Annotated in this window: 24 protein-coding genes and 1 pseudogene; 11 read left to right on the top strand and 14 right to left on the bottom strand. The window is 71.0% G+C overall.

Features of this window, described 5'->3' with window-relative positions; translation table 11 throughout:
- Positions 1-27: 27 nt before the first annotated feature.
- Together E2C04_RS02730 and E2C04_RS02725 are read left to right on the top strand one after the other, a co-directional pair.
- A complete protein-coding gene (locus E2C04_RS02730; RefSeq protein ID WP_158630568.1) occupies positions 28-1,017 on the top strand; it encodes a methionyl-tRNA formyltransferase in 990 nt (329 codons plus the stop codon).
- A complete protein-coding gene (locus tag E2C04_RS02725; RefSeq protein ID WP_135831445.1) occupies positions 1,017-1,682 on the top strand; it encodes a PIG-L deacetylase family protein in 666 nt (221 codons plus the stop codon). The genes E2C04_RS02730 and E2C04_RS02725 overlap by 1 nt, the downstream gene beginning before the upstream one ends.
- A 235-nt stretch (positions 1,683-1,917) precedes the next feature.
- Here the strand turns inward: E2C04_RS02725 and E2C04_RS02720 are convergent, their stop codons facing one another.
- Entirely contained in the window at positions 1,918-2,388 is a 471-nt protein-coding gene (locus tag E2C04_RS02720) for a VanZ family protein (protein WP_158630567.1), read from the bottom strand.
- A 73-nt stretch (positions 2,389-2,461) separates the two neighbouring features.
- Here E2C04_RS02720 and E2C04_RS02715 point away from each other — a divergent pair, with 73 nt between their 5' ends.
- Positions 2,462-2,977, top strand: coding sequence for a hypothetical protein (locus E2C04_RS02715; RefSeq protein ID WP_135831443.1), 516 nt, complete (start codon positions 2,462-2,464; stop codon positions 2,975-2,977).
- A 337-nt stretch (positions 2,978-3,314) separates the two neighbouring features.
- Positions 3,315-3,845, top strand: a complete 531-nt coding sequence (locus E2C04_RS19160) for a hypothetical protein (protein WP_188420687.1) — start codon at positions 3,315-3,317, stop codon at positions 3,843-3,845.
- A gap of 4 nt (positions 3,846-3,849) precedes the next feature.
- On the opposite strand, the gene E2C04_RS19155 is transcribed toward E2C04_RS19160, so the two are convergent.
- The 3 genes and pseudogenes from E2C04_RS19155 to E2C04_RS02705 all read right to left on the bottom strand — a co-directional run bounded on the left by E2C04_RS19155 (position 3,850) and on the right by E2C04_RS02705 (position 5,452).
- Positions 3,850-4,035, bottom strand: a complete 186-nt coding sequence (locus tag E2C04_RS19155) for a hypothetical protein (protein ID WP_238694404.1) — start codon at positions 4,033-4,035, stop codon at positions 3,850-3,852.
- Positions 4,036-4,154: 119 nt separating this feature from the next.
- Positions 4,155-4,694, bottom strand: a pseudogene (locus tag E2C04_RS21780) (alpha/beta hydrolase); the annotation flags it as partial.
- Between the two features lie 482 nt (positions 4,695-5,176).
- On the bottom strand, positions 5,177-5,452 hold the full coding sequence (locus E2C04_RS02705) for a hypothetical protein (protein WP_135831441.1): 276 nt from the start codon (positions 5,450-5,452) through the stop codon (positions 5,177-5,179).
- A gap of 257 nt (positions 5,453-5,709) precedes the next feature.
- On the opposite strand from E2C04_RS02705, the gene E2C04_RS17580 reads away from it, so the two are divergent.
- Entirely contained in the window at positions 5,710-5,880 is a 171-nt protein-coding gene (locus E2C04_RS17580) for a hypothetical protein (RefSeq protein ID WP_158630566.1), read from the top strand.
- A 51-nt stretch (positions 5,881-5,931) separates the two neighbouring features.
- Here the strand turns inward: E2C04_RS17580 and E2C04_RS02700 are convergent, their stop codons facing one another.
- The 4 genes from E2C04_RS02700 to E2C04_RS21195 all read right to left on the bottom strand — a co-directional run bounded on the left by E2C04_RS02700 (position 5,932) and on the right by E2C04_RS21195 (position 8,656).
- Complete coding sequence (locus tag E2C04_RS02700) at positions 5,932-6,924, bottom strand: glycerophosphodiester phosphodiesterase (RefSeq protein ID WP_135831440.1); 993 nt, start codon at positions 6,922-6,924, stop codon at positions 5,932-5,934.
- Positions 6,828-7,190: a hypothetical protein gene (locus E2C04_RS02695; RefSeq protein ID WP_135831439.1), complete on the bottom strand. Its 363-nt coding sequence runs from the start codon at positions 7,188-7,190 to the stop codon at positions 6,828-6,830. Before E2C04_RS02695 ends, E2C04_RS02700 begins: the two co-directional genes overlap by 97 nt.
- 348 nt (positions 7,191-7,538) lie before the next feature.
- Entirely contained in the window at positions 7,539-8,165 is a 627-nt protein-coding gene (locus E2C04_RS21200; RefSeq protein WP_338088799.1) for a homoserine O-acetyltransferase family protein, read from the bottom strand.
- Positions 8,054-8,656 carry an alpha/beta fold hydrolase gene (locus tag E2C04_RS21195; RefSeq protein ID WP_338088798.1) on the bottom strand — a complete coding sequence of 201 codons (603 nt, stop codon included), beginning with the start codon at positions 8,654-8,656 and terminating at the stop codon, positions 8,054-8,056. Before E2C04_RS21195 ends, E2C04_RS21200 begins: the two co-directional genes overlap by 112 nt.
- A 342-nt stretch (positions 8,657-8,998) precedes the next feature.
- Here E2C04_RS21195 and E2C04_RS02685 point away from each other — a divergent pair, with 342 nt between their 5' ends.
- On the top strand, positions 8,999-10,486 hold the full coding sequence (locus tag E2C04_RS02685; protein WP_135831438.1) for a sensor histidine kinase: 1,488 nt from the start codon (positions 8,999-9,001) through the stop codon (positions 10,484-10,486).
- Between the two features lie 75 nt (positions 10,487-10,561).
- Here E2C04_RS02685 and E2C04_RS02680 read toward each other — a convergent pair whose 3' ends face one another.
- Entirely contained in the window at positions 10,562-11,848 is a 1,287-nt protein-coding gene (locus E2C04_RS02680; protein ID WP_135831437.1) for an O-acetylhomoserine aminocarboxypropyltransferase/cysteine synthase family protein, read from the bottom strand.
- 371 nt (positions 11,849-12,219) lie between these two features.
- Here E2C04_RS02680 and E2C04_RS02675 point away from each other — a divergent pair, with 371 nt between their 5' ends.
- Positions 12,220-13,461 (top strand): HNH endonuclease signature motif containing protein, encoded by a 1,242-nt coding sequence (locus tag E2C04_RS02675; protein WP_135831436.1) that lies wholly within the window; start codon positions 12,220-12,222, stop codon positions 13,459-13,461.
- 80 nt (positions 13,462-13,541) lie between these two features.
- Here E2C04_RS02675 and E2C04_RS02670 read toward each other — a convergent pair whose 3' ends face one another.
- From E2C04_RS02670 to E2C04_RS02655, 4 genes are all read right to left on the bottom strand, one after another.
- A complete protein-coding gene (locus E2C04_RS02670; protein ID WP_135831435.1) occupies positions 13,542-13,838 on the bottom strand; it encodes a DUF1416 domain-containing protein in 297 nt (98 codons plus the stop codon).
- Positions 13,838-14,686, bottom strand: a complete 849-nt coding sequence (locus E2C04_RS02665; RefSeq protein WP_135831434.1) for a sulfurtransferase — start codon at positions 14,684-14,686, stop codon at positions 13,838-13,840. The genes E2C04_RS02670 and E2C04_RS02665 overlap by 1 nt, the downstream gene beginning before the upstream one ends.
- Before the next feature lie 79 nt (positions 14,687-14,765).
- The gene (locus E2C04_RS02660; RefSeq protein WP_135831433.1) at positions 14,766-15,221 is read right to left on the bottom strand and encodes a DUF4395 domain-containing protein; all 456 of its coding nucleotides are present in this window, start codon (positions 15,219-15,221) and stop codon (positions 14,766-14,768) included.
- A 281-nt stretch (positions 15,222-15,502) separates the two neighbouring features.
- Complete coding sequence (locus E2C04_RS02655; protein ID WP_135831432.1) at positions 15,503-16,015, bottom strand: thioredoxin family protein; 513 nt, start codon at positions 16,013-16,015, stop codon at positions 15,503-15,505.
- A gap of 253 nt (positions 16,016-16,268) precedes the next feature.
- Here E2C04_RS02655 and E2C04_RS02650 point away from each other — a divergent pair, with 253 nt between their 5' ends.
- A complete protein-coding gene (locus E2C04_RS02650) occupies positions 16,269-16,880 on the top strand; it encodes a hypothetical protein (RefSeq protein ID WP_135831431.1) in 612 nt (203 codons plus the stop codon).
- Positions 16,881-16,991: 111 nt separating this feature from the next.
- Positions 16,992-18,449: a signal peptidase I gene (locus tag E2C04_RS02645; RefSeq protein ID WP_135831430.1), complete on the top strand. Its 1,458-nt coding sequence runs from the start codon at positions 16,992-16,994 to the stop codon at positions 18,447-18,449.
- Positions 18,450-18,501: 52 nt separating this feature from the next.
- Here E2C04_RS02645 and E2C04_RS02640 read toward each other — a convergent pair whose 3' ends face one another.
- Positions 18,502-18,771 (bottom strand): MoaD/ThiS family protein, encoded by a 270-nt coding sequence (locus tag E2C04_RS02640; RefSeq protein ID WP_135831429.1) that lies wholly within the window; start codon positions 18,769-18,771, stop codon positions 18,502-18,504.
- A gap of 87 nt (positions 18,772-18,858) precedes the next feature.
- Here E2C04_RS02640 and E2C04_RS02635 point away from each other — a divergent pair, with 87 nt between their 5' ends.
- Positions 18,859-19,602 (top strand): response regulator transcription factor, encoded by a 744-nt coding sequence (locus E2C04_RS02635; protein WP_135831428.1) that lies wholly within the window; start codon positions 18,859-18,861, stop codon positions 19,600-19,602.
- 36 nt (positions 19,603-19,638) lie between these two features.
- On the top strand, positions 19,639-20,463 hold the full coding sequence (mshD, locus tag E2C04_RS02630; RefSeq protein WP_135831427.1) for a mycothiol synthase: 825 nt from the start codon (positions 19,639-19,641) through the stop codon (positions 20,461-20,463).
- Positions 20,464-20,488: the final 25 nt, after the last annotated feature.

Here is a 20,488-nt window from a genome sequence, read left to right as displayed (position 1 = left end):
TAGGCTCCGCGTGTGTCACATGGTCGCGTGGTCCTGATCGGTGCGGTGCACGAGTGCCTCGCCGCCTTCGATGCCATCCTCGCCTCTCCTGAGTGCGAGTTCGCCGGGGTGGTGACCCTCACGCCTGAAGCGGGGGCCAAGGTGTCCGGCACCGTGGACATCGCCTCACGTGCGTCGGAGCACCAGATCCCTGTGGTCCTCGTCGAGGACGTCAACGCTCCTCAATCGGTGGCGGCGATCCGCGCTCTCGCCCCTGACCTCGTGGCGGTTGTGGGGTGGACGCGTCTGATCCACGACGAGCTGCTGGAGCTGCCCACACATGGCTGCATCGGCTTCCACGCCTCCCTCCTGCCGCACAACCGCGGCCGGGCACCGGTGAACTGGGCGATCATCCGTGGTGAGCGCGAGACCGGGAACACGATGATGCTGCTCAACTCCGGCGTCGACACGGGCGGTGTGGTCGACCAGCGCAGCACGCCCATCGACCCCGAGGACACCTGCGCGACTGTCTACGAGCGGGTCGCGGCCCTGGGCGCCTCGATGCTGACCGACAACCTCGGTCCGCTCCTGCGCGGCGAGGTGGTGCCCCGTCGTCAGGACGAGTCGAGGGCGAACCTGCTGCCCAAGCGGGTGCCCCTCATGGGTGTCACCGACTGGCGCCGCAGCGCCCAGGAGATTCACGACTGGATCCGCGCCCAGACGGATCCCTACCCTGGCGCGTTCACCCATCTAGAGGGTGAGCGCCTCACGTTGTGGCGCTCGACTCCGCCTGGGTCGAGTGACTCCCCGGCAGCCCCTGGCACCGTCGTAGCGGTGGACCGTACCGGGCTCACCGTTGCCACCGGCAGCGGGACGATTCTGATCACCGAGGTCGGCACCAGCGTGCACCCCCATCTCCACGCCCACGAGTGGGCTGCCCGCGCCGGCCTGAGCGTCGGAGCGCGACTCGACCAACCTTCCGACGCCTGGGTCGCCTGGTCCCTGGGCCATGGCCCCCGCCCCGAGGAGACCCGCTGATGTCCGTAGTCCTGGTCGTCGCCGCCCACCCCGACGACGAAATCCTCGGCGCTGGAGGCACACTCGCGAAGCACGTGGCCCGGGGCGACGAGGTTCACGCGCTGGTGATGTCAGAGGGCGCCTCCTCGCGCTACGAGCAGGGTGCTGAGCAGACCCTGCGCGACTCCGCCCGACGCAGCGCGGAGAAGATCGGCTTCGCGTCGATCCGGCTCCTGGACATGCCGGACCAGCGCCTCGACGCCGTGCCGCTGATCGAGGTCACCCAGACCCTCGAGCCTTTCGTCTTCGACCTCCAGCCCGAGACCGTGTACACCCACACGCCCGTCGACGTGAACACCGACCACGGGATCGTGTCGCGCGCCACCTGGACCGCATGCCGGCCGTACTCGACGCCATGGCTCAAGCGCATCCTTGCCTTCGAGACCCCGTCATCGACCGAATGGGCCTGGCCCCTGCCGGACAGCGGCTTCCAGCCGAACTGGTACGTCGACGTGTCCGAGACCCTGGAACGCAAGCTCGAGGCGATGGACCAGTACGAGACCGAGCTGCGCGACTACCCCCACCCGAGATCGTTGAGGGCTCTGGAAGAGCGCGCACGTTTCTGGGGCAGCCACATCGGCGTGGAGGCGGCGGAACCCTTCGTGGTGCTGCGCGCGCGCGACTGAGCCTCGACGGGATCCATCACTCGTCCAGCGCCTCCCGCAGCCGCTCTCGCCAGCTGCGCTGCGCCGGAAAGACGAACAGCCCGGGTCGCTCCTCGGGCTCCGAGGACTCACACATGCCCATCCAGTCGGCGACGTCTGGGGGCAGGGGCTGTCAAGCAGCGGCGGGGCTGGAGGACATCGGGGCACCTTTCCGTGGTCAGGGCCCCTCCAAACCCTCGAGCCTGCGCTCGTGGACTCAGTGTGATGACGTCCGAACGGTTGCACCATCCCTCGATGGGGGCATCCACGAGGCTCCGACGAAGAGCGTCGCGAAGACCGCAGCAGCCCCCGCCCCGAGCACTCCACCCAGCGTGTTCGCCACGATGTCGACGAACTGGGCCGTCCTGGCATTGAGGAGGACGCCCTGGGTGAGTTCCACCGCCGACGAGGCCAGGAAGGTGTAGGCCACCCAGTCGGTCCAGCGGAGGGACGGGAAGACCCACGCCCCGAGGAACGGGATCGGGGCGAACATGAGCGCGTTGAGCACGAACTCAACGCGCCCGGAGCCGACGAGCGTCTCGGGGATCCCGAACCGGACCAGGACGTCCTCGAAGCTCAGGACGGTGCCCGAGGCAATCTCCGGCGTCGGCTGGAACAACACCACGGCTAGGGCCAGCACGTAGACGGCCAGCGCGAGGCGCGCGTACGTCGTCACGGAAGTCTGCATCGGGCGATTGTGTCCAACTCGGCCAAGTCGCGCAGCATGCACGCCGCTCGGTGGAGACAAGCGACGCATCGGAGTGTTTTGCACCTACGAGCCGGCAACTCTCTGCTTTGTTGGGCATGTCTTCTCGTGGGCGTTCACCTTCAGCAAGCTCCCCACCACCGAGATCACGCAAGGCGCGACGGCGAAGCACTTCTCCGGGACCCTCGCGGTCACCAACTCCCACACCTTCGCCACCGACGGACTGCAGATCCTCATCGGCCTGCCGAACGGCTACTCGACGGCAGCACCCACGCCCATGGCCATCGTCGGGACTCCGGGTTGGTCCACCACCACGACCTACGTCGACACTCGTCCCGTAGCCCCGGCCGACCACACATTGCACGGCTGGCGCGTCCCCCAGCGCGCCCTTCCCCCGCCACCCGAAGGACCGCACGTGACCACATCGGGTCACCGGCGAACGCTCCACCCCCGCGGACCTCGCCGCACCCTCGCGTACGCCGCCCTCCTCGCCGCGTCGAGCCTCACTGCCCTCTCGCCGACCACGGCGCTGGCCGACGGGGGCGAGACCCAGGCCCTCGACGCGGTCTGATACGGCAAACGCCGGGACGCCACGCTCAACATCGTGCTGTCGAACGCCTGACCCCTCACCACCCACCAGCTCGGCTCCGACCTGTCCGGAGCCGAGCTGCCGTGGTCTAGCCACCCCCTCCCAACGGGTCATGCTGCGCTGGGGACGGACATAATCCGTTCAAACTGAACTGCTTATGCCGGATTGGGTAACTCACTCAACCGCGCGTAAAAGCACGCCACTTCCGCCTGGACGCCCCTTCCTCGATTGCTCGAATGCACGCGCGCACCGGTCACCCCCACCGCGCATTCAGCAGGGCCCCATCGGGCCGACATCTCTTCTCCCTCAAGGAACATTCATGCTTGCAGCACGCGCCCGTACGGCGAGCCACACCCCGTACATCCCCAGCCGCCGCGCCGTCCTGCGGACCGCCGCCTGGACCGCCCCGGCCATCGTGGTCGGCACCGCAGCTCCGGCCTTCGCCGGCTCCGGCCTGGCCCCCAGTCCCACCCTCAGCGGCTCCGTGTCGACGTCGGGCAAGACGATGACCATCTCGACGACGGCCACCTCGGCACCGACCGGGTCGCTCCTCGTCCTGCGCATGGCCGAGGCGTACTTCCACCCCACACAGGGCAACATGGGCGCCGAGGCTGTGCCGGCCCTGACCATCTCTGCCACCGGCTGGCCGACCACCGCCTCGTGGACGAAGGACACCGCCGCCAACACCCGCTACGTCTCGATCGCCGCCGGGCAGGGCGCCGCGTTCCCGGTCGTCTTCACACTCACGTGGAGCAACAACTCCGTCAACGTCGGCTCCTTCACCGGGACCATCACCGCCACCTTCACCGTTCCCGACCGCTCCCCCACCACGCAGACGCTGCGGGCCTGACCGGTCACGGCGAGCCCTCCACCCCACGACGCCACTCCGGATCCCGCGGGCGACCCCACCAGGGGTCGCCCGCGGGCGCGGCCAGCTCCACCCGGTCAACCTCCCCCGCCACGACGGCACCGATGTTGCCCAACGACTCACCGCCCGGAGTGAAGTAGCCGGAGTGGGCCTCGCCCCCCCCAGGGTCCATCCCCGGTCGGGGCGCTCGGCGCGGAACCGCACGGCACCGAACTGCTCCGACGCCGGGTCGAGGCCCAGGCCGACCCCCTCACGCCCGGCCCGCCCCTCCCCACCGAGGGTGGCGACGACGTCGCGGCTGTCACGCCCCACGTAGACCTCGTCCACGCCCAGGTCGGAGGCCTGCTCGGCCGCCCCCGCCCCGGGCGCGCCCACCAGGACGACCGCATCGGCGTCGAGCGCGCCGTGGGTGGCGGCGTACGACGTCGTGGTCGCGCCGTAGCTGTGGCCGAGCGTCGTCCACCGGGCCTCCTCGCCGGGCCCGTCGGGGAGTGCGGCGCGCAACCCGGCCACGTCGCGCGCCAACACCTCCCCACCCTGCTCCGCGCGGGCCTGCGTGCGGGCCGCCTCGTCGGTCACGGCGTCCGGGGCGTCGTACCCCAGCCAGAACCACCCGGCCGCCGGGCCGTGCTGCTCCGCGGCAGCGACCACCGCCTCCACCCGCTCCACCTGGACCCCGACGTCGCGTACGTCGGTGCCCACCCCCGGCACCAGGACCACGCGGTGGTCGGCCTCCCGCACGTCGCCGACCCCCACCACGACCGCACCGTCGCCGTCGAAGGCGTCGGGGTCGTAGGCCCACACGGTCGCCCCCGGGGTCCGGTCGAGCATCCGGTCGACCGAACGGGCGTTGCGCCAGACGACCTCCTCGTCGGGGTCGAGCAGGCCGTCAGCACGCCGCGTACGCCCGGCTGCCGCGTCGAGGGCGACCGCGGCCCGGTGGGCCCGGTCCCGGCGCGTGACCTCGTCGACCTCCTCGCCGCCACCCGAGCTCTTTGTCGACAAAGAGCCTCCGGCGGCCAGGCCCGCGACCAGCTCGCCCGCCTCGTCCACCGACACCTCGCCGGCCGTCACTCGCTCCGCGAGCACCAGCAGCTCCTCCGCCACCCGTCGCCAGCGTCGCGCCGACGTACGCGTCTCGCTCGCCGCCGTCGCGACCTGCGCGGCGTACGTCGTCCAGGCCTGCCCCCGCCACACCCCCGGCGGCCACCGCCGCTCCGCCTCCTGGGCAAACTCCTCCAGCCGCACCGCGGCCACGCCCGACGCGTGGCCGGCCGCCGCCAGCTCGGCGGCCAGCGCCGCCGCCTCCGCGCTCACCGCAGCACCCGCCGCGCCAACCGCGACAGGTCGGCGACGACCTGCGCCTCCACACCGCGTACGTCGTGGACCAGCCCCCGCATGCCGCTCTCCCACCGCGACGCTGCAGCGGCCCGTGCGCCCAGCTCGTCACCGACGATCGCCCCCAGCACGGCCAACGGCCCCGACCACCGGCGCGTCGACTCTCGGGACTCCTCCAGCAGCGTCGCCAGGTGCCGCCACCGCGCCGCCGTGTCGACCATCGCGCGCTCCCACAGCTCGAACCGCTCCACCACGCCTCCCCTGCCTGCCTGCCTCGCCGGAGGCCAGCGTCGCGCAGACCGATGCGAGTGGGGGGCGCGCGAAGGCCGGGCCGTGGAGGGCCGCGCCTTGGGGACGTCCAGCGGGGATGGACTGGACCGGAATGACCGCTCGTCGTCCCAGACCTACCGTTCGTCGCGCTGGCGACGTGATGTGCGCCGCTCCGCGCACGGCTGGCCGACCTGATCCCTCGAGTGGTCATCGCGCGTCACCGAGAGAAGGAGCCCCCATGGACACCACGTCGGTCCTCACCCGACAGACGCTGGCCTGCGGGAGCGACGGGTGGACGGCGCCCGCAGTCGAGATCGCGAAGACGGCACCCGCCTTCGCCTACGACGACGAGGCGCTGGCTGACGCCACCCCCTGCCCCACCACCGCCGCCGCGACCGTCGTGGCGTGACGCAGAGACGCCCCCACCCTTCCTCGGCGGGGGCGTCTCACGTCAACGCGTTCAGCTGGTCGGAGCCGGCGGCTCGAGCACCGAGGCCAGCAGCCCCGGGTTGTCCGTGATCAGCGCCTCCGCGCCGGAGGCGAGCGCCACCCGGTACTGATCGGGGGTCGCGAGGGTCCACACGCTCGTCGTGAGGCCGGCAGCACGAGCGGCCGTGGTGTCCTGCCACGTGGTCAGCGCGAACTGTCCGTGGATCTCCTCGGCCCAGGTGGCCCACTGCGCCACCTGCGTCGCCGACGGCGGGAAGAAGGTCAGCGCCCCCACCGGCACGTCGGGGTGCGCCTCGGCGAACGGCTGCAGGAACTCGTGGTTGAACGACGACACCGTCAGCTTGCCGGCCCCGGCCAGCTCGCCCAGCCTTCCCGCGACCAGCTCGGCGTCGAGCACGTCGCGCAGTGCGGCACGCTCCTCGGGCGTGCCCTGGTTGAACGGCCAGAACTTCACCTCCAGCACCAGGTGGGCGCGGCCGCCGAGCGCGGTCAGCAGCTCGTCCAGGCTCGGGATGCCCTCGCCGGCCCACTGCGGGCCCGCCCAGCTGCCGGCGTCGAGCTGCTGCACCTCGGCCCACGTGAAGGTGCCGACCGGGTCGTCCTCGCGCCCCGGGAAGACGGTCGCGACGTTGGTCGTGCGGGCGAAGGTCTGGTCGTGCACGATGACCGGCACGGCGTCCTTCGTCAGCTGCACGTCGACCTCCATCGCGGTCGCGCCGGCGGTCAGCGAGGCCTCCATGGCGCCGAGCGTCTGCTCCGGGCCCAGCGCTGCACCGGCGCGGTGCGCGATCTCGACGGGGCGGCGGTTCAGCGTCGTACGCACCGGAGCGGTGGCGACCGAGGCGATGCCGTTGTGGGCGGCGGCGCGCACCCTGTACCAGGCCGGGAAGCGGGCGGCAGCCACCGTCAGGGCCGCGCTGGCCCCCTTGGCCGAGGTCTCCGCGACCGTCGACCAGGTGCCGTCGACGTAGCGCTCGACCGTGAGCTTGCGCCCGGCACGCACCGGCGTGAGGGTGCTCGCGTACGTCGTGGCGACGTCGGCGTCGCTGCTGCTCGGGCGCGTGGTGAGCTGCTGCGTGGGGCGCTGACGACCTTCAGGGTCAGCGCCCCGGCCTCGTACGTCTTCTTCCCCAGCACCGCGCGGACGCGGTAGCGCACGCTGCCCTTCGCGCTGGTGGGCACGGCCGAGGCGAAGGTGACCTTCTTCTTCGCGCCGAGCTTCACGCGGCCGACCGCGCGCCACGTGGCGCCGTCACGGCGCTGCAGCACGATCGTGGCCTTGCGCTGCTGCGTGGCCTTGAGCGTGCGGAACTTCTTCGCGGTCGGGCGCTTCGCGGTGAAGGTGACCCGCTCCCCCGCGACCGCCGCGCCGACGGACGCGGTCAGCGGCTTCGGGGCCGCGGCCTCCGTCGCGCTCGCCGGGAGAGGGAGGCCACGGGGGCCAGCAGACCGACGGCCACACCTACGGCCAACACACGACGAGACGACACACTCACTCCTGGATCGGCGACGCGACAGCCGCGATTGTGTCAGCGGCCGCCGACGATCGTGGCGGAACGCGAAGTCCCAGCGAGAAGGTCCCGCCGGGCCCAGCGTGCCGGGCTCAACGTGTCGGGCTCAGCCCTTCAGGAAGGCGGCGATCCGGTCGTGGTAGCCCGGAGGCGTCAGCAGGAACGAGTCGTGCCCGAAGGGTGAGGGGAGCTCGGCGAAGTCGACCTTCACGCCGCAGGCCTCCAGCTGCTCGACCATCCGCAGCGACTGCCGGGTGTCGAAGCGCCAGTCGGAGTCGAAGGAGGTGACCTGGAACTGCGTACGCGTGGACGCGAGGCGCTCGGCCGTCCAACTGTCCGCGAACGGGTCGAAGTAGTCGAGCAGGCGCGTCAGGTAGAGGTAGCTGAGCGCGTCGAAGCGGTCGAGGAAGACGTCGCCCTGGTGCTGCAGGTAGTGCTCGACGGCGAAGTCGGGCTCGAGCTTCATCCCGTCGCCGACGGTGTCGCGGCGGTGGCCGAACTTCGTGTCGAGCGACTGGTCGGAGACGTAGGTGATGTGGGCCATCATCCGGGCGACCTTCTGGCCCAGCCGCGGGACCGTGCCGTGCTCGACGTAGCGACCGTCGTGGAACTCCGGGTCGCTCATGATCGCGGTGCGGGCGACCGACGAGAAGGCGATGTTCTCCGTGGAGAGCCGCGAGGAGGCCGCGACCAGCACAGCCCGCTCGACCTCGTCGGGGCGTCGATGACCCACTGCAGGATCTGCATGCCGCCCAGCGAGCCGCCGACACCGGCGTACAGCCGCTCGACGCCGAGGTGGCCCATCAGCCGCCGGTGCACGGCGACGAGGTCGCTCATGTGCAGCAGCGGGAAGTCGAGGTAGTAGGGCTCACCGGTCGCCGGGTTGGTCGACAGCGGGCCGGTCGTGCCGGAGCAGCCACCCAGGATGTTGGGCGCGACGACGAAGAAGCGGTCGGTGTCGAGCGGCTTGCCGGGGCCGATGATGTTGTCCCACCAGCCGCGCTTCTTGGCGCCGAGGTGGAGGCCCGCGGCGTGCGCGTGACCGGTCAGCGCGTGGCAGACGAAGATGACGTTGTCACGCTCGGGCGACAGCTCGCCGTAGGTCTCGTACGCCACCTCGACGTGGTCGAGACGGCCGCCGCCACGCAGACGCAGCGGGTCGCACTCGGAGAAGAGGACGACCCGCTGCGTCTCGACGTAGTCAAGGGGCCGGTCACGCTCCATGGTCCCACGTCCGCCCCCTCGGCCCGGTCGCCAGGGTGCAGGCGTGGACACTCCGGCCCGGCGGATTGAACAGGTCGGTGGGGCACGACACACTGGGACACCGACCGGGCCCTTCCCCAGACACCGAGGAGGTGCTGAGCCTGACCCCCACTGCCCCCCAGCCTCCCCGCAACCTGCTGGCCCTGCCACCCACCTCCCGCGCCACCACCATGGTCTGGCCGATCTCGACCCTGGTCATCGCGGTGCTGGTCGCCTCGGGCGTGCTGCTCCTCGACGACCCCGCGAGCGTGGGTGGCGCACCCCCGCCGGACTGGTGCTGCTCGCCGCGCTGGCGGGCACCAAGTGGCTGGTGCACACGGCCGGCTGTCGCACCGCTGGCGGCTCTCGCTGCCCCTCGTCTCCCTCGTCGCCCTGGTGCTGATGGGCACCGAGATCGTGCCGGTGCTGCCGACGGCCGCCCTGGTGGTGGTGCTCCCGCTGCTGTGGCTGGTCTTCGAGTTCGGCTGGCCGGGTGCCTTCATCGCCTCCGCGGCCCTGGTCACGGTGATGCAGCTCCTCTACCTGGGCGACGTCGTCCCGCAGGGCGAGGGGCCGTTGTGGGTGCAGTACCTGCCGCTGGCGCTGCTGGGTCTCGGGCTGCTGCTCGGCGGGCGCCAGCTCGCCCTCGAGCGCGACCGCCGCGAGGACCGGCTCACCGCCCAGGCCAACCGCCTGCGGGCCACCCTCGACGCCAACGAGGACCAGCTGCTGCTGACGCAGACCCTGCTCGACATCATCGACGTCACGATCGTGGCCTACGACGACGCCGGCGAGCGGATCTGGGACAACCCCGACGCCCGGCGGCTGGGCGACCTGGCCGGGATCCAGACCGACGGCACGATCGAGCCGGTCGTCCACTACTACGCCCCCGACCGGGTCACCCCGGTCCCGCCCGAGGAGTTCGTGCTCGCCCGGGCGCACCGTGGAGAGGAGTTCGACGCGCAGCTCGCGTGGTTCGGCCCGCCCGAGGACCAGGTCGCCTACCTGCTCTCCTCGCGCCAGATCCACCGCACCCAGCACGACCGCTTCGGCTACGTGATCGTCGGGATCCCCGTCACCGACGTCCTGGACTCCGTGCGTGCCCGCGAGGAGTTCCTGACCACGGTGTCGCACGAGCTGCGTACGCCGTTGACGTCGATCATCGGCTACCACGAGCTCATCGAGGACGAGATCGACCCGGCCGACGTCACCGTGCTCAAGATGCTGCGCGTCGCCCAGCGCAACGCCCACGTCCTGCTGAGCCGGGTGGGGCAGCTGCTGCAGGCCTCCGGCTCCAGCGAGGCCGTCGAGCTCAAGACCCGCACCGTCGACCTCGTCGACCTGATGGAGGCGGCGCTCACCCCGCTGCGCACCGCCGCCGAGACCGCTGGGCTCGACCTGGAGGTCGACGTGCAGCCGGGGATCAAGGCGACGCTCGACCCCGACTGCTTCACGCAGGTCGTCGACAACCTCGTGGGCAACGCGGTGAAGTACACCCCCGCCCCCGGCACCGTGACCGTACGCCTGCACCAGCGCGCCGACATGGTCGTGCTGGAGGTCGTCGACACCGGTCCCGGGCTCAGCGCCAACGAGCAGAGCCACGTCTTCGAGCGCTTCTACCGCACGGCGAGCGCCACCGACCAGGCCGTGCAGGGCATCGGCGTCGGCCTCTCGGTGGTCAAGGCGATCGTCGAGGCGCACGGCGGGCAGATCGACCTCGCCAGCAGTCCCGGCACCGGCACCCGCTTCGAGGTGACGATGCCCGTCGAGGGCCCTGACACGGAGCCCGACGCGGAGCCGGACGCAGGCTGAGCACGGACGGCCCCGCCCGCCGAGGAGGCAGGAGGGGCCGTCGTACGCCGTGGCGCGCGGGCGCCGCGGGTCAGGTCACTTGCTGGCGATGAGCGCCTGCTCGAGGTCGGCGATCAGGTCGTCGACGTTCTCGATGCCGATGGAGAGGCGTACGAGGTCCTCCGGCACGCCGGCCGCCTCGAGCTCCGCGGGGGTCAGCTGCGAGTGCGTGGTGGTGGCGTTGTGCACGGCCAGCGACTTCGCGTCACCGATGTTGACCAGGTGGCTGAAGAGGTTGAGCGCCTCGATGAACTTCTTGCCGCCCTCGCGGCCCGACTTGAGGCCGAAGGAGAGCAGGCCGCCGTAGCCCTTGCCGGTCGAGATGCGGTCGTAGACCTCCTTGTCGGCGCTGGACTCCAGGCCCGGGTAGGAGACCCAGGCGACCAGGTCGTGGGCCTCGAGCCACTGGGCGACGGCCAGCGCGTTGGAGGAGTGGCGCTCCATGCGCAGGTGCAGGGTCTCCAGGCCCTGGAGGAAGAGCCACGAGTTGTGCGGGGTGATCGCGGCGCCGGTGTTGCGCAGCAGCACGGTGCGGGCGCGGATGATGAAGGCGAGGTTGCCGACGGCCTCGGTCCACACGACGCCGTGGTAGGCCTGGTCGGGCCCGGTGAGGCCGGGGAAGCGCTCGGCGTGCGCAGCCCAGTCGAAGTTGCCGGAGTCGACGATGATGCCGCCGATGGAGGTGCCGTGGCCGCCGATGTACTTGGTGGCGGAGTGGACCACGACGTCGACGCCGTGCTCGAAGGGGCGCACCAGGTAGGGGGTCGAGGCGGTCGCGTCGACGATGAAGGGCAGGCCCTGCGCGTGCGCAGCCTCCGACCAGGCGTCGAGGTCGGCGACGTTGATCTTCGGGTTGCCGACGGTCTCGCCGAAGACCAGCTTGGTCTTCTCGTCGACGTGCTTGGCCAGCTCCTCCGGCTTGGTCGGGTCGACGAAGCGGACCTCGATGCCGAACTGCGGCAGCGTGTGGGCGAAGAGGGCGTAGGTGCCGCCGTACAAGGTGGAGAGCGCCACGATGTTGTCGCCGGCGTAGGTCAGGTTGAGCACCGAGTAGGTGATCGCCGCGGAGCCCGAGGCGACGGCCAGCGCACCGACACCGCCCTCGAGCTGGTTGACGCGGTCCTCGAAGACCGACTGGGTCGGGTTCATGATGCGCGTGTAGATGTTGCCGGGCTCGGCGAGCGCGAAGAGGTTCGCGGCGTGCTCGGTGTCGTTGAAGACGTACGACGTGGTCTGGTAGATCGGGACCGCGCGGCTGTTGGTGGCCGGGTCGGCGACCTCCTGGCCGGCGTGGACGGCGAGGGTCTCGGGACGGTAGTTCATGCGGACTCCTGGGCTGCGAGGTGACGATCAGCGTCACGTCTGAAAGACAACTAGGAGACTAGACTTCAACGCGGTCATTCGTCCCGAAGTGCGGGCAGTCAGTCCGGCACGCGAGACAGTCTCGATGCCGGTGACGACGACGCCCGGCGAATCCCCGATTTGGGAGATGGTCATTCGAACCGGTGTTCGAATAGTGTCGTGGCAGGTCCTCGCCCATGACACCGGGTCACCGCTTCGGCGGTGGCATCCGGAGACGGCGGGGCCAGTTGCGAGGGTGACGTGATCGTCCGGCAGGTCCGGGCCTCCAGGAGCAACGACCAGCAGGCGCCGCGAGCGTGGCGCACCGTCGTTGTGGAGTGGAGGTGGAGTCCGTGCATCCGGTGAGCGCTGTCGCGGCGTCGATCAGCTCGTCGTTGAAGTCGGTGGCCGACGTCAACCCGACCTTCATGAGCACCGACGAGAAGGCCAGCGCGCTGCTGACCCTGCTGGAGGTGGAGTCGCGCGCGGCCGAGCTGCGGCTGCGGGTCATGGCCGCGGCCGGCGACGTGGCCCAGGGCGAGGGCTTCCGCTCGATCGAGACCTGGCTGGCGCACCACGGGCACGTACGCCGTGGCGACGCCGCCGCCGACCTGCGACTGGCCGAGGCGCTCGACCGCGACCTGCCGGCGCTGGCGGGCGCGCTGCGTGAGGGCCGCACCAACCTGCCGCAGGCACGGGTGATCGCGCACGCGATGGCAGAGCTTCCCGACGGCATCGAGCAGGCCGTCGTCGCGCAGGCCGAGGCCGAGCTGGTGCGACTCTCGCAGGAGCACGACCCGAGGGACCTGGTCGCGCTCGGCCGTCGCATCCTCGAGCTGGTCGACCCGGACCGCTTCGAGCAGGCAGAGCGCCGGCGCCTCGAGCAGGCAGAGCGGTACGCCGTCGAGCGTCAGCGCCTGCGGCTGCGCGCCGTCGGCGACGGTACGACGCGGCTCTCCGCCCTGCTCCCCGACGCGGTGGCGGCACGCCTGGCGACCTACCTGCACGCGTTCACCAACCCGCGGCTCACCGACAGCGAGGACCGCACGTCGGGCCGCCGGGCCGTGAGCCACCCGCGGCGGCTGGCAGAAGCCTTCGGGCAGCTGCTCGAGACGCTGGACCCCAGGCGGCTGCCGATCCATGGCGGCGACGCCACGAACCTGACGGTGACGATCTCGTTCGAGGCGCTGCGTACGGGGCTCGGGGTGGCGACGCTCGGCAGCGGCGTACCCGGCGACGGGTACGACACGATCACCGCCGCCCAGGCACGTCGGCTGGCCTGCAACGCCCGGATCATCCCGGCCGTGCTGGGCACCGACTCCGAGGTCCTCGACCTGGGCCGGGCCTCACGCCTCTTCTCGAAGGCCCAACGTCGCGCACTCCTGCTGCGCGACACGACCTGCCGCGCCGAGGGATGCGACATCCCCGGGACGTGGGCCGAGGCGCACCACCTGGTGCCGTGGGGCGAGGGCGGCGCGTCCGACCTCGACAACGCCGCCCTCCTCTGCTCCCACCATCACCACCTCGCGCACGATCCCGGCTACGACATGAGTCGGATGGCCAACGGCGACCTGCGCTTCCACCGGAGGAGGTAGGCCGATAGAAGGACGATGCATGCACAGGACCCCGCCCCGCTCGAGGCGGGACGGGGTCCTGGATGGAGCTGGCGGGTGGGTCAGACCGCGATCGCGACCTCGGCCACGGAGCCCACCTGGGCGTGGACCTTGCGGTCGACCGGCTCGGCCTTTGGGGCGAGGGCGCGGAGCGTCCAGACGCCCTCACCGGCGAAGAACCGGAAGTGGCCGGTGGCCGAGAGGGGGACCTCAGCGGTGAACTCGCCGGTCTTGTCGAGCAGGCGCACGTAGCCGGTGGCCACGGGCTCGCCGTCACGGGTGACCTGGCCCTGGATCACGGCCTCCTTGGCGACGTTGACGCCGTCGAGCGACAGGCCGCCCTCAACCGCGCCGCACATCAGGCGACACCCGGCTCGTCGCCGAGAACGACCGGAACGCCGACGAGGGAGCCGTACTCGGTCCACGAGCCGTCGTAGTTCTTGACGTTCTTGAAGCCCAGCAGCTCCTGCAGCACGAACCAGGTCAGCGACGAGCGCTCACCGATGCGGCACAGGGCGATGGTGTCCTTGGAGTCGTCGATGCCGACCTCGTCGTAGAGCTTGCGCAGCTCGTCGTCGGACTTGAAGGTGCCGTCGTCGTTGGCGTTCTTGCTCCACGGCACGTTGAGCGAGGTCGGGATGTGACCGGCGCGCTGCGCCTGCTCCTGCGGGAGGTGGGCCGGAGCCATCAGGCGGCCGGCGAACTCGTCGGGGCTGCGCACGTCGATCAGGTTCTGCACACCGATCGCGGCGACGGCGTCGTCACGGAAGGCGCGGATCGAGCGGTCCTGCTCCTGGGCGACGTACGAGGTCGCGGGACGGGTCGGGACGTCCTTGGTCAGCTCGCGGGCGTCGAGCTCCCACTTCTTGCGGCCACCGTCCATGAGCTTGACGTTCTTGTGGCCGTAGAGCTTGAAGTACCAGTAGGCGTAGGCAGCGAACCAGTTGTTGTTGCCGCCGTAGAGGATCACGGTGTCGTCGTTGCTGACGCCGCGCTCGGAGAGGAGCTTCTCGAAGCCCTCCTTGTTGACGAAGTCGCGACGGACCTGGTCCTGCAGGTCCTTCGTCCAGTCCAGCTTGATGGCGGTCGGGATGTGGCCCTTGTCGTAGGCGGCGGTGTCCTCGTCGACCTCGATCAGGACGATGCCGTCGGCGCCGAGGTTGTCCTCGACCCACTGGACGGAAACGAGGGAGTCTTCGCGGCTCATGGCTGGTGCTTCTCTCTTTCGGGATGGGTGGTGCGGTGACCAGGGATGGTGTGCGTGGGTGCTGCGGTGGAGCGTGCGCTCAGGCCGTGCGGGGCGACGCGGCCCGGCGCAGCAGGAGGTACATCTCGCAACCCAGGCAGAAGCCGAAGGCTGCGTTGAGCAGGGCGGCCACCAAGGCGAAGCCGGTGGCGACGAGGCCGACCAGGTCGGCCCCCAGGAGGAAGCCGGCCAGGCCGACGAGGGCGAACCCGAGGCCCACGGTCTGGGCGAAGCGCGGCGGAGCCGGGTCCTCCCACTCCGTCGGGGCGCCCAGGCGGGGGCGTACGACGGTGCGGAAGAGCCAGGCGTACGGCGTGCGGTTGACGCCGAGCAGTGCGCCGCTCGCGAAGAGTGCCGCCTGGACGGCGAGCAGGGCGACCGCGAACGTGCTGGGCGCGGTCGCGAGGACGACTCCGAGGACGACGGTGGTGATGACGGCGCCGAACTGGGGGCCACGGGGATCGACCCGGGGCACAGTGGTGTCGTGAGAGCTCATTGGTCCTGTTCCTGGTGAAGGGATTCCTGCAGGGCGCGACAGCAGTCACACCGGCGGAGGGCCGACACCCGGAACCTTAGTCGAGTTAATTGATCGACAAAAGGGGTGGCGTCAGCCTCAGGACATTCGACAGAGGGACGAGCGCACGCGGCAGTGATCCACTGCGCGTCGCTTCGTCAACCAGGTCGAGCTCATGGGGACGAGACTAGGGAACGGGATCGGACCGAGCGAATCGAGGTCTCAGATCGTGGACAAGCGGCCCAAAATGCGAGATTCGCGCCTCAGTCGAGGAGCGCGAGGGCGCTCAGCACCTGTTGCTTCGTCGGGGCTCCGGCCGCTCGCGTGACCTCACGACCGGCTGCGTCGAGCACCAGGGTCGTGGGCGTCCGCATGACGTTGACACGGCGTACGAGGTCGAGGTGCGACTCGGCGTCCACCTCGACGTGCGCGACGCCCGGGACCACGGCCGCGACCTCCTCGAGAGTGCGGCGGGTCACCCGGCACGGCGCGCAGAAGGCGCTGGAGAACTGGAGCAGCGTCCCCTTCTCCCCCAGCCGGTCGGCGTAGGGGGTGCCGGCGACCACGGAGTCGGCGGCCGTGCCCGGGCTCGGCGCGTCGGCGGTCGCCCCGGAGGTCGCGTCGACGGTCGCGTCGGCGGAGCCGGCGACATCGACCTGCTGGACCCCACGCACCTGGTGCGTCCCCCGGAACCGGCCGTCGGTGGCCGCGCGCCACAGGCCAAAGACGACCGCGAGCACAACGCTCGCAAGGAGGACCCACTGTCCCGTCGTCAACGCACTCTCCTCGAGTCGAATGCATTCCTCCGGACGCAAACTGAAGGACCGGATTCACTTTGTTGCAGGAAATTTTTCGTTCTTCCACGCCCTGCGCAGGAGGGTCCTACCCTCGAAGAGTAAAGACGAATCCCTGATCGCCCGTCGGCCGCTTCGGCGAGGCCCTGAGGATATCGCCTCAGAAATGGGCGGGGGTTCACCAGACGCTGCGCCGTGCGCAGCGTCCATCACCCAACCCCTCGAAGGAAGTCCCATGCAGAAGTCCCGCAAGGTCATGGCCGCGCTGGCCACCCCCGTCGCCGTCCTCGCGGCCGGCGCGCTGGTCTACCAGGCCTCGTACGCGGCGTTCACCGGCCAGACCCGCAACTCCGGCAACAACTGGGCGACGGGCTCCATCAAGCTGACCGACGACGACAACGGAACCTCTCGCTTCCAGGTCACGGCCATGAAGCCCGGTGACAGCGGAGCTGCCTGCATCAAGCTCACCGCCGACGCCAGCGTCCCGTCGACCGTCAAGGGCTACACGATCAACCCGCTCTCCAGCGGCTCCGACCTCGAGAACAGGGTCAAGGTGAAGGTCGAGGGTGGCACCGGTGGCACCTTCGCCAACTGCACCGGCTTCGAGCCCGAGGAGCTGCCCAGCGGCCAGCCGGTCGTCCCCGAGGTCACCCTCACCCAGCTCGCGGCGGTCAACAGCTTCGAGAACGCCCTGGGCGGCTGGGCCGTCCCCGCCGGCGTGCACACCAAGACCTACCGGATCAGCTGGCGCTTCGACACCGCGGGCATGACCCAGGCGCAGGTCGACCAGCTCCAGGGCAAGTCCACCGGTATCGACATCCAGTGGGAGATGCGCAACAACAACTGATCGGGGGGTGGGCGGCGGTCCGCCGCCGCCCACATCCGCCCGTCCTGCACTCCCCTGCACTCCCCTGCACCACCTCCGTCACCGACAGACCCGTCACCGAAAGGGTGAGAGATGGCTCGGCCCTCTGCCCGGACGTCCCGTGAGTGGGCCTTCTTCACCGTCGTCATCGCCTCTCGCGTCTATCGCGCGATGCTGCTGACCCTGGTCACCATCGCCATTGCCCCCGCCCTGATCGGCTGGCAGCCCTACGTCATCAAGTCCGGCTCCATGCTGCCGACGATCTCGATGGGCGACGTCGCGCTGGGACGCCCCTTCGTCGACGGCGAGAAGGTCGCCGTCGGGCGCGTCTACATGTTCGACGACCCCAGCACCGACACCGAGCGGATCCTCGTCCACCGCGTCGTCGAGAAGCGTGACGACGGCGGCTGGACCACCGCCGGCGACGCCAACGAGACCACCGACTTCACCCCGATCGGCCGTCAGCACCTCGAGGCCCGGGCGATCCTGCTCGTCCCCTACGTCGGCCTCCCGCTGCTGTGGCTGGAGACCGGCCGCTGGGTGCTGCTGGGGCTCTGGCTGCTGCTGACCACGGCTGCCTTCCTGCTCGCCGGCCGCAAGGTCGACGGCGAGCCACCGCGGTGGACGCTGCTCCGGCTCGTGCGCGAGTGGCGGCGTACGCCCGCGGCCGCCAGCGGCGACGGCAGCAGCACGAAGCAGCCCGAGCTCGTCTCCCGCAGCGTGCGCGCGCTGGCCGGGACCATGGCCCTCTGCGTGCTGGGCACCACGGTGCTCGGCACGGCCAACGCCGCCTTCTCCGCGCGCACCCGCAACTCCGGCAACACCTGGTCGGCCGGGCAGTGGATGCTCCCCTACGTCCAGGCGGTCATGAGCGACTCGCCGCGCGGCTTCTGGCTGCTCGACGAGGCGACGGGCAACAACCTCGACGACCGCTCCGACACGTACGCCGGTGGCGCGACCGCCGGCACCGTCCAGATGGGCACTGCCGGCGCCCTGCCCAACAACCCCGGCACGTCGGCCACCTTCAACGGGGGCCGCGCCATCCTCAACCAGAACCCGATCGGCGTGCCCAACGCCTACTCGGTGGAGCTGTGGTTCCGCACCACCTCGACCACCGGCGGCTACCTGGTGGGCTTCGAGAGCAGCACGGGCCCGACCTCGTCGGCCGCCGACCGGACGCTGCTCATGAACCAGCAGGGCCAGCTCCTGGTCGGCGAGTGGACCGGCCTCTCCCGCGCCACCCTCACCACCCCGCGCGCCTACAACGACGGCCAGTGGCACCAGGTCGTGGTCACCGCGGCGCCCCGCTCGGGCTGGCGGCAGGCCTTCACGATCTACGTCGACGGGGTGCCGGTCACCTCGGGCTCCGGCACGGCCGGCGGCACGATCCTGATCAGCTCCGGCCACTGGCGGATCGGCAGCGGCACCGTGGACACCAACCTCTTCGGCTACGGCAGCGCGGTCTCGTTCCGCGGGAGCATCGACGCGGTCTCGATCCACGACAAGGTGCTGACCGCCGCCGACGTCGCGCAGCACTGGGCGGCGCGCTGAGCCGACCGGGTGGGCCCGACCAGGGGAGCCCCGAGCAAGCAACCGGGCGCGCTCAGCCCCCCGCGAACGGCGGCAGGAACTCCACGCTGCTGCCCACCGGCACGCTCACCGCGCCGGGGTCCTTCGTACCGACCGGGCGGTCGTCGACGAGCACCGAGCAGACCGCCAGGACCCGGGCGAGGTCCGCATCGTGGTCATGCAGAACCAGTGCGCGCTCGCGTGCGGCGGCCACCGTGAGCGGCCCGTCGACGCTCAGGACGTCGCTCTCCACGCCTGCAGCGGCCTTGGCAGCGGCCCAGTAGCGCAGTGTGATCTGTCCCATGCCGACCCCTTCAGATGGGTCCGAGTGGCCACGCGAGGTCTCCATGACAAGTATTCTCACCCACAGTCCACAAGTGAGGAGGCAGCCGTGAGCACTCTGCTGCTACTCACCAGCGCCCTCCAGCCGTCGTCGGACGTGCTGCCCGGGCTGGCCCTCCTGGGCCACCACGTAAAGATCCTCCCGGCCGAGGGCAGCGCCCTGCTGGAGGCTCCCGACTCCGACCTGGTCCTGGTCGACGGCCGCCAGGAGCTCGCCCACGCGCGTGACCTCTGCCGGCTGATCCGCACCACCGGGTCGGACGTGCCGGTGCTCCTGATCGTCACCGAGGGCGGGCTCGCCGTCGTGGCCCACGACTGGGGCATGGACGACGTGGTCCTGCACACCTGCGGCCCGGCCGAGCTCGAGGCCCGCATCCGTCTCGCGATCGGGCGCCTGTCGGCCCAGCGGGAGGCCGCGGACCCGGACGCGCACGTGATCCGGAGCGGCGAGGTGGTCGTGGACGACGCGACCTACACAGCCCGCCTGGGAGGTCGCACGCTCGACCTCACCTTCAAGGAGTTCGAGCTCCTGAAGTTCCTGGCCCAACACCCCGGACGTGTCTTCAGCCGCCAACAGCTGCTGCAGGAGGTCTGGGGTTACGACTATTTCGGGGGTACGCGGACGGTCGACGTCCACGTCCGACGCCTGCGCGCCAAGCTCGGCCCCGAGCACGAGACGCTGATCGGCACGGTGCGCAACGTCGGCTACCGCTTCGTCCTGCAGAAGGACCGCGGCCAGGAGCCCGACACCGACGCCGACGCCGCCGAGGCCGCCGCGTCGGAGTCCGCCTGAGCCACCGTGGCCGCCCCAGGCAATAGGCTGCTCGGCATGCCCAGCATCGAGGCCATCGCCGAGCGCGCCGCCGCCGCCGACGGCGCCTCCCCCCTCGACGAGGCCACCACGATGGCCCTGCGCGACAACCAGCTGCGCGCGGTCAAGCGCGACGGGGCGTTCTACCTCGTCCGCGGCACCGAGCTCACCCTGGTCGTCGACCCGCCGGCCCGCCGTCACGGACTGGGCCTCTCGCTGCTCACCGACGCGCTCGAGGCGCACCCCCAGCTCGACCGGGCGTGGAGCCACGGCAACCACCCCGGCGCCCAGGCGCTGGCCACCCACGTCGGGTGGCGTCGTACGCGTGACCTCTGGGTGATGCGCCGCCCCGTCGGCGAGGACGCCGAGCCGCTGCCGCCGCTCGAGGTGCCCGACGACGTCAAGCTGCACGCCTTCGGCGAGCGCAGCGGCGACTCCTACGAGGTGCTGCGGGTCAACCACCACGCCTTCGCCGACCACCCCGAGCAGGGGTCGATGGACCTGGTCGACATGGCGCGACGGATGGCCGAGCCGTGGTTCGACCCGGCAGGGCTGATCATCGCCGCGCCGACCACGGGCCGCGGCACCCTCGGCTTCCACTGGACCAAGAAGCACTCCGCGACGCTCGGTGAGGTGTACGTCGTCGGGGTCGCCCCCGAGGCGCAGGGACGCGGCATCGGTCGGCTGGTCACGTTGGCCGGGCTGCACCACCTCGCCGACTCCGGCGTCACCGAGGTGATCCTCTACGTGGAGGCCGACAACACGGCGGCGGTGCGGACGTACTCGAAGCTCGGCTTCACGCACGCCGACGTCGACACGCACGTGATGTACACGCGCGACTGAGCGCCGGGGCGCGGGCCGAGCGGGA

Origin of the sequence: Nocardioides daphniae, assembly GCF_004777465.1 — a bacterium.
Taxonomy (GTDB): domain Bacteria; phylum Actinomycetota; class Actinomycetes; order Propionibacteriales; family Nocardioidaceae; genus Nocardioides; species Nocardioides daphniae.
This window is presented reverse-complemented; position numbering and strand designations above follow the sequence as displayed.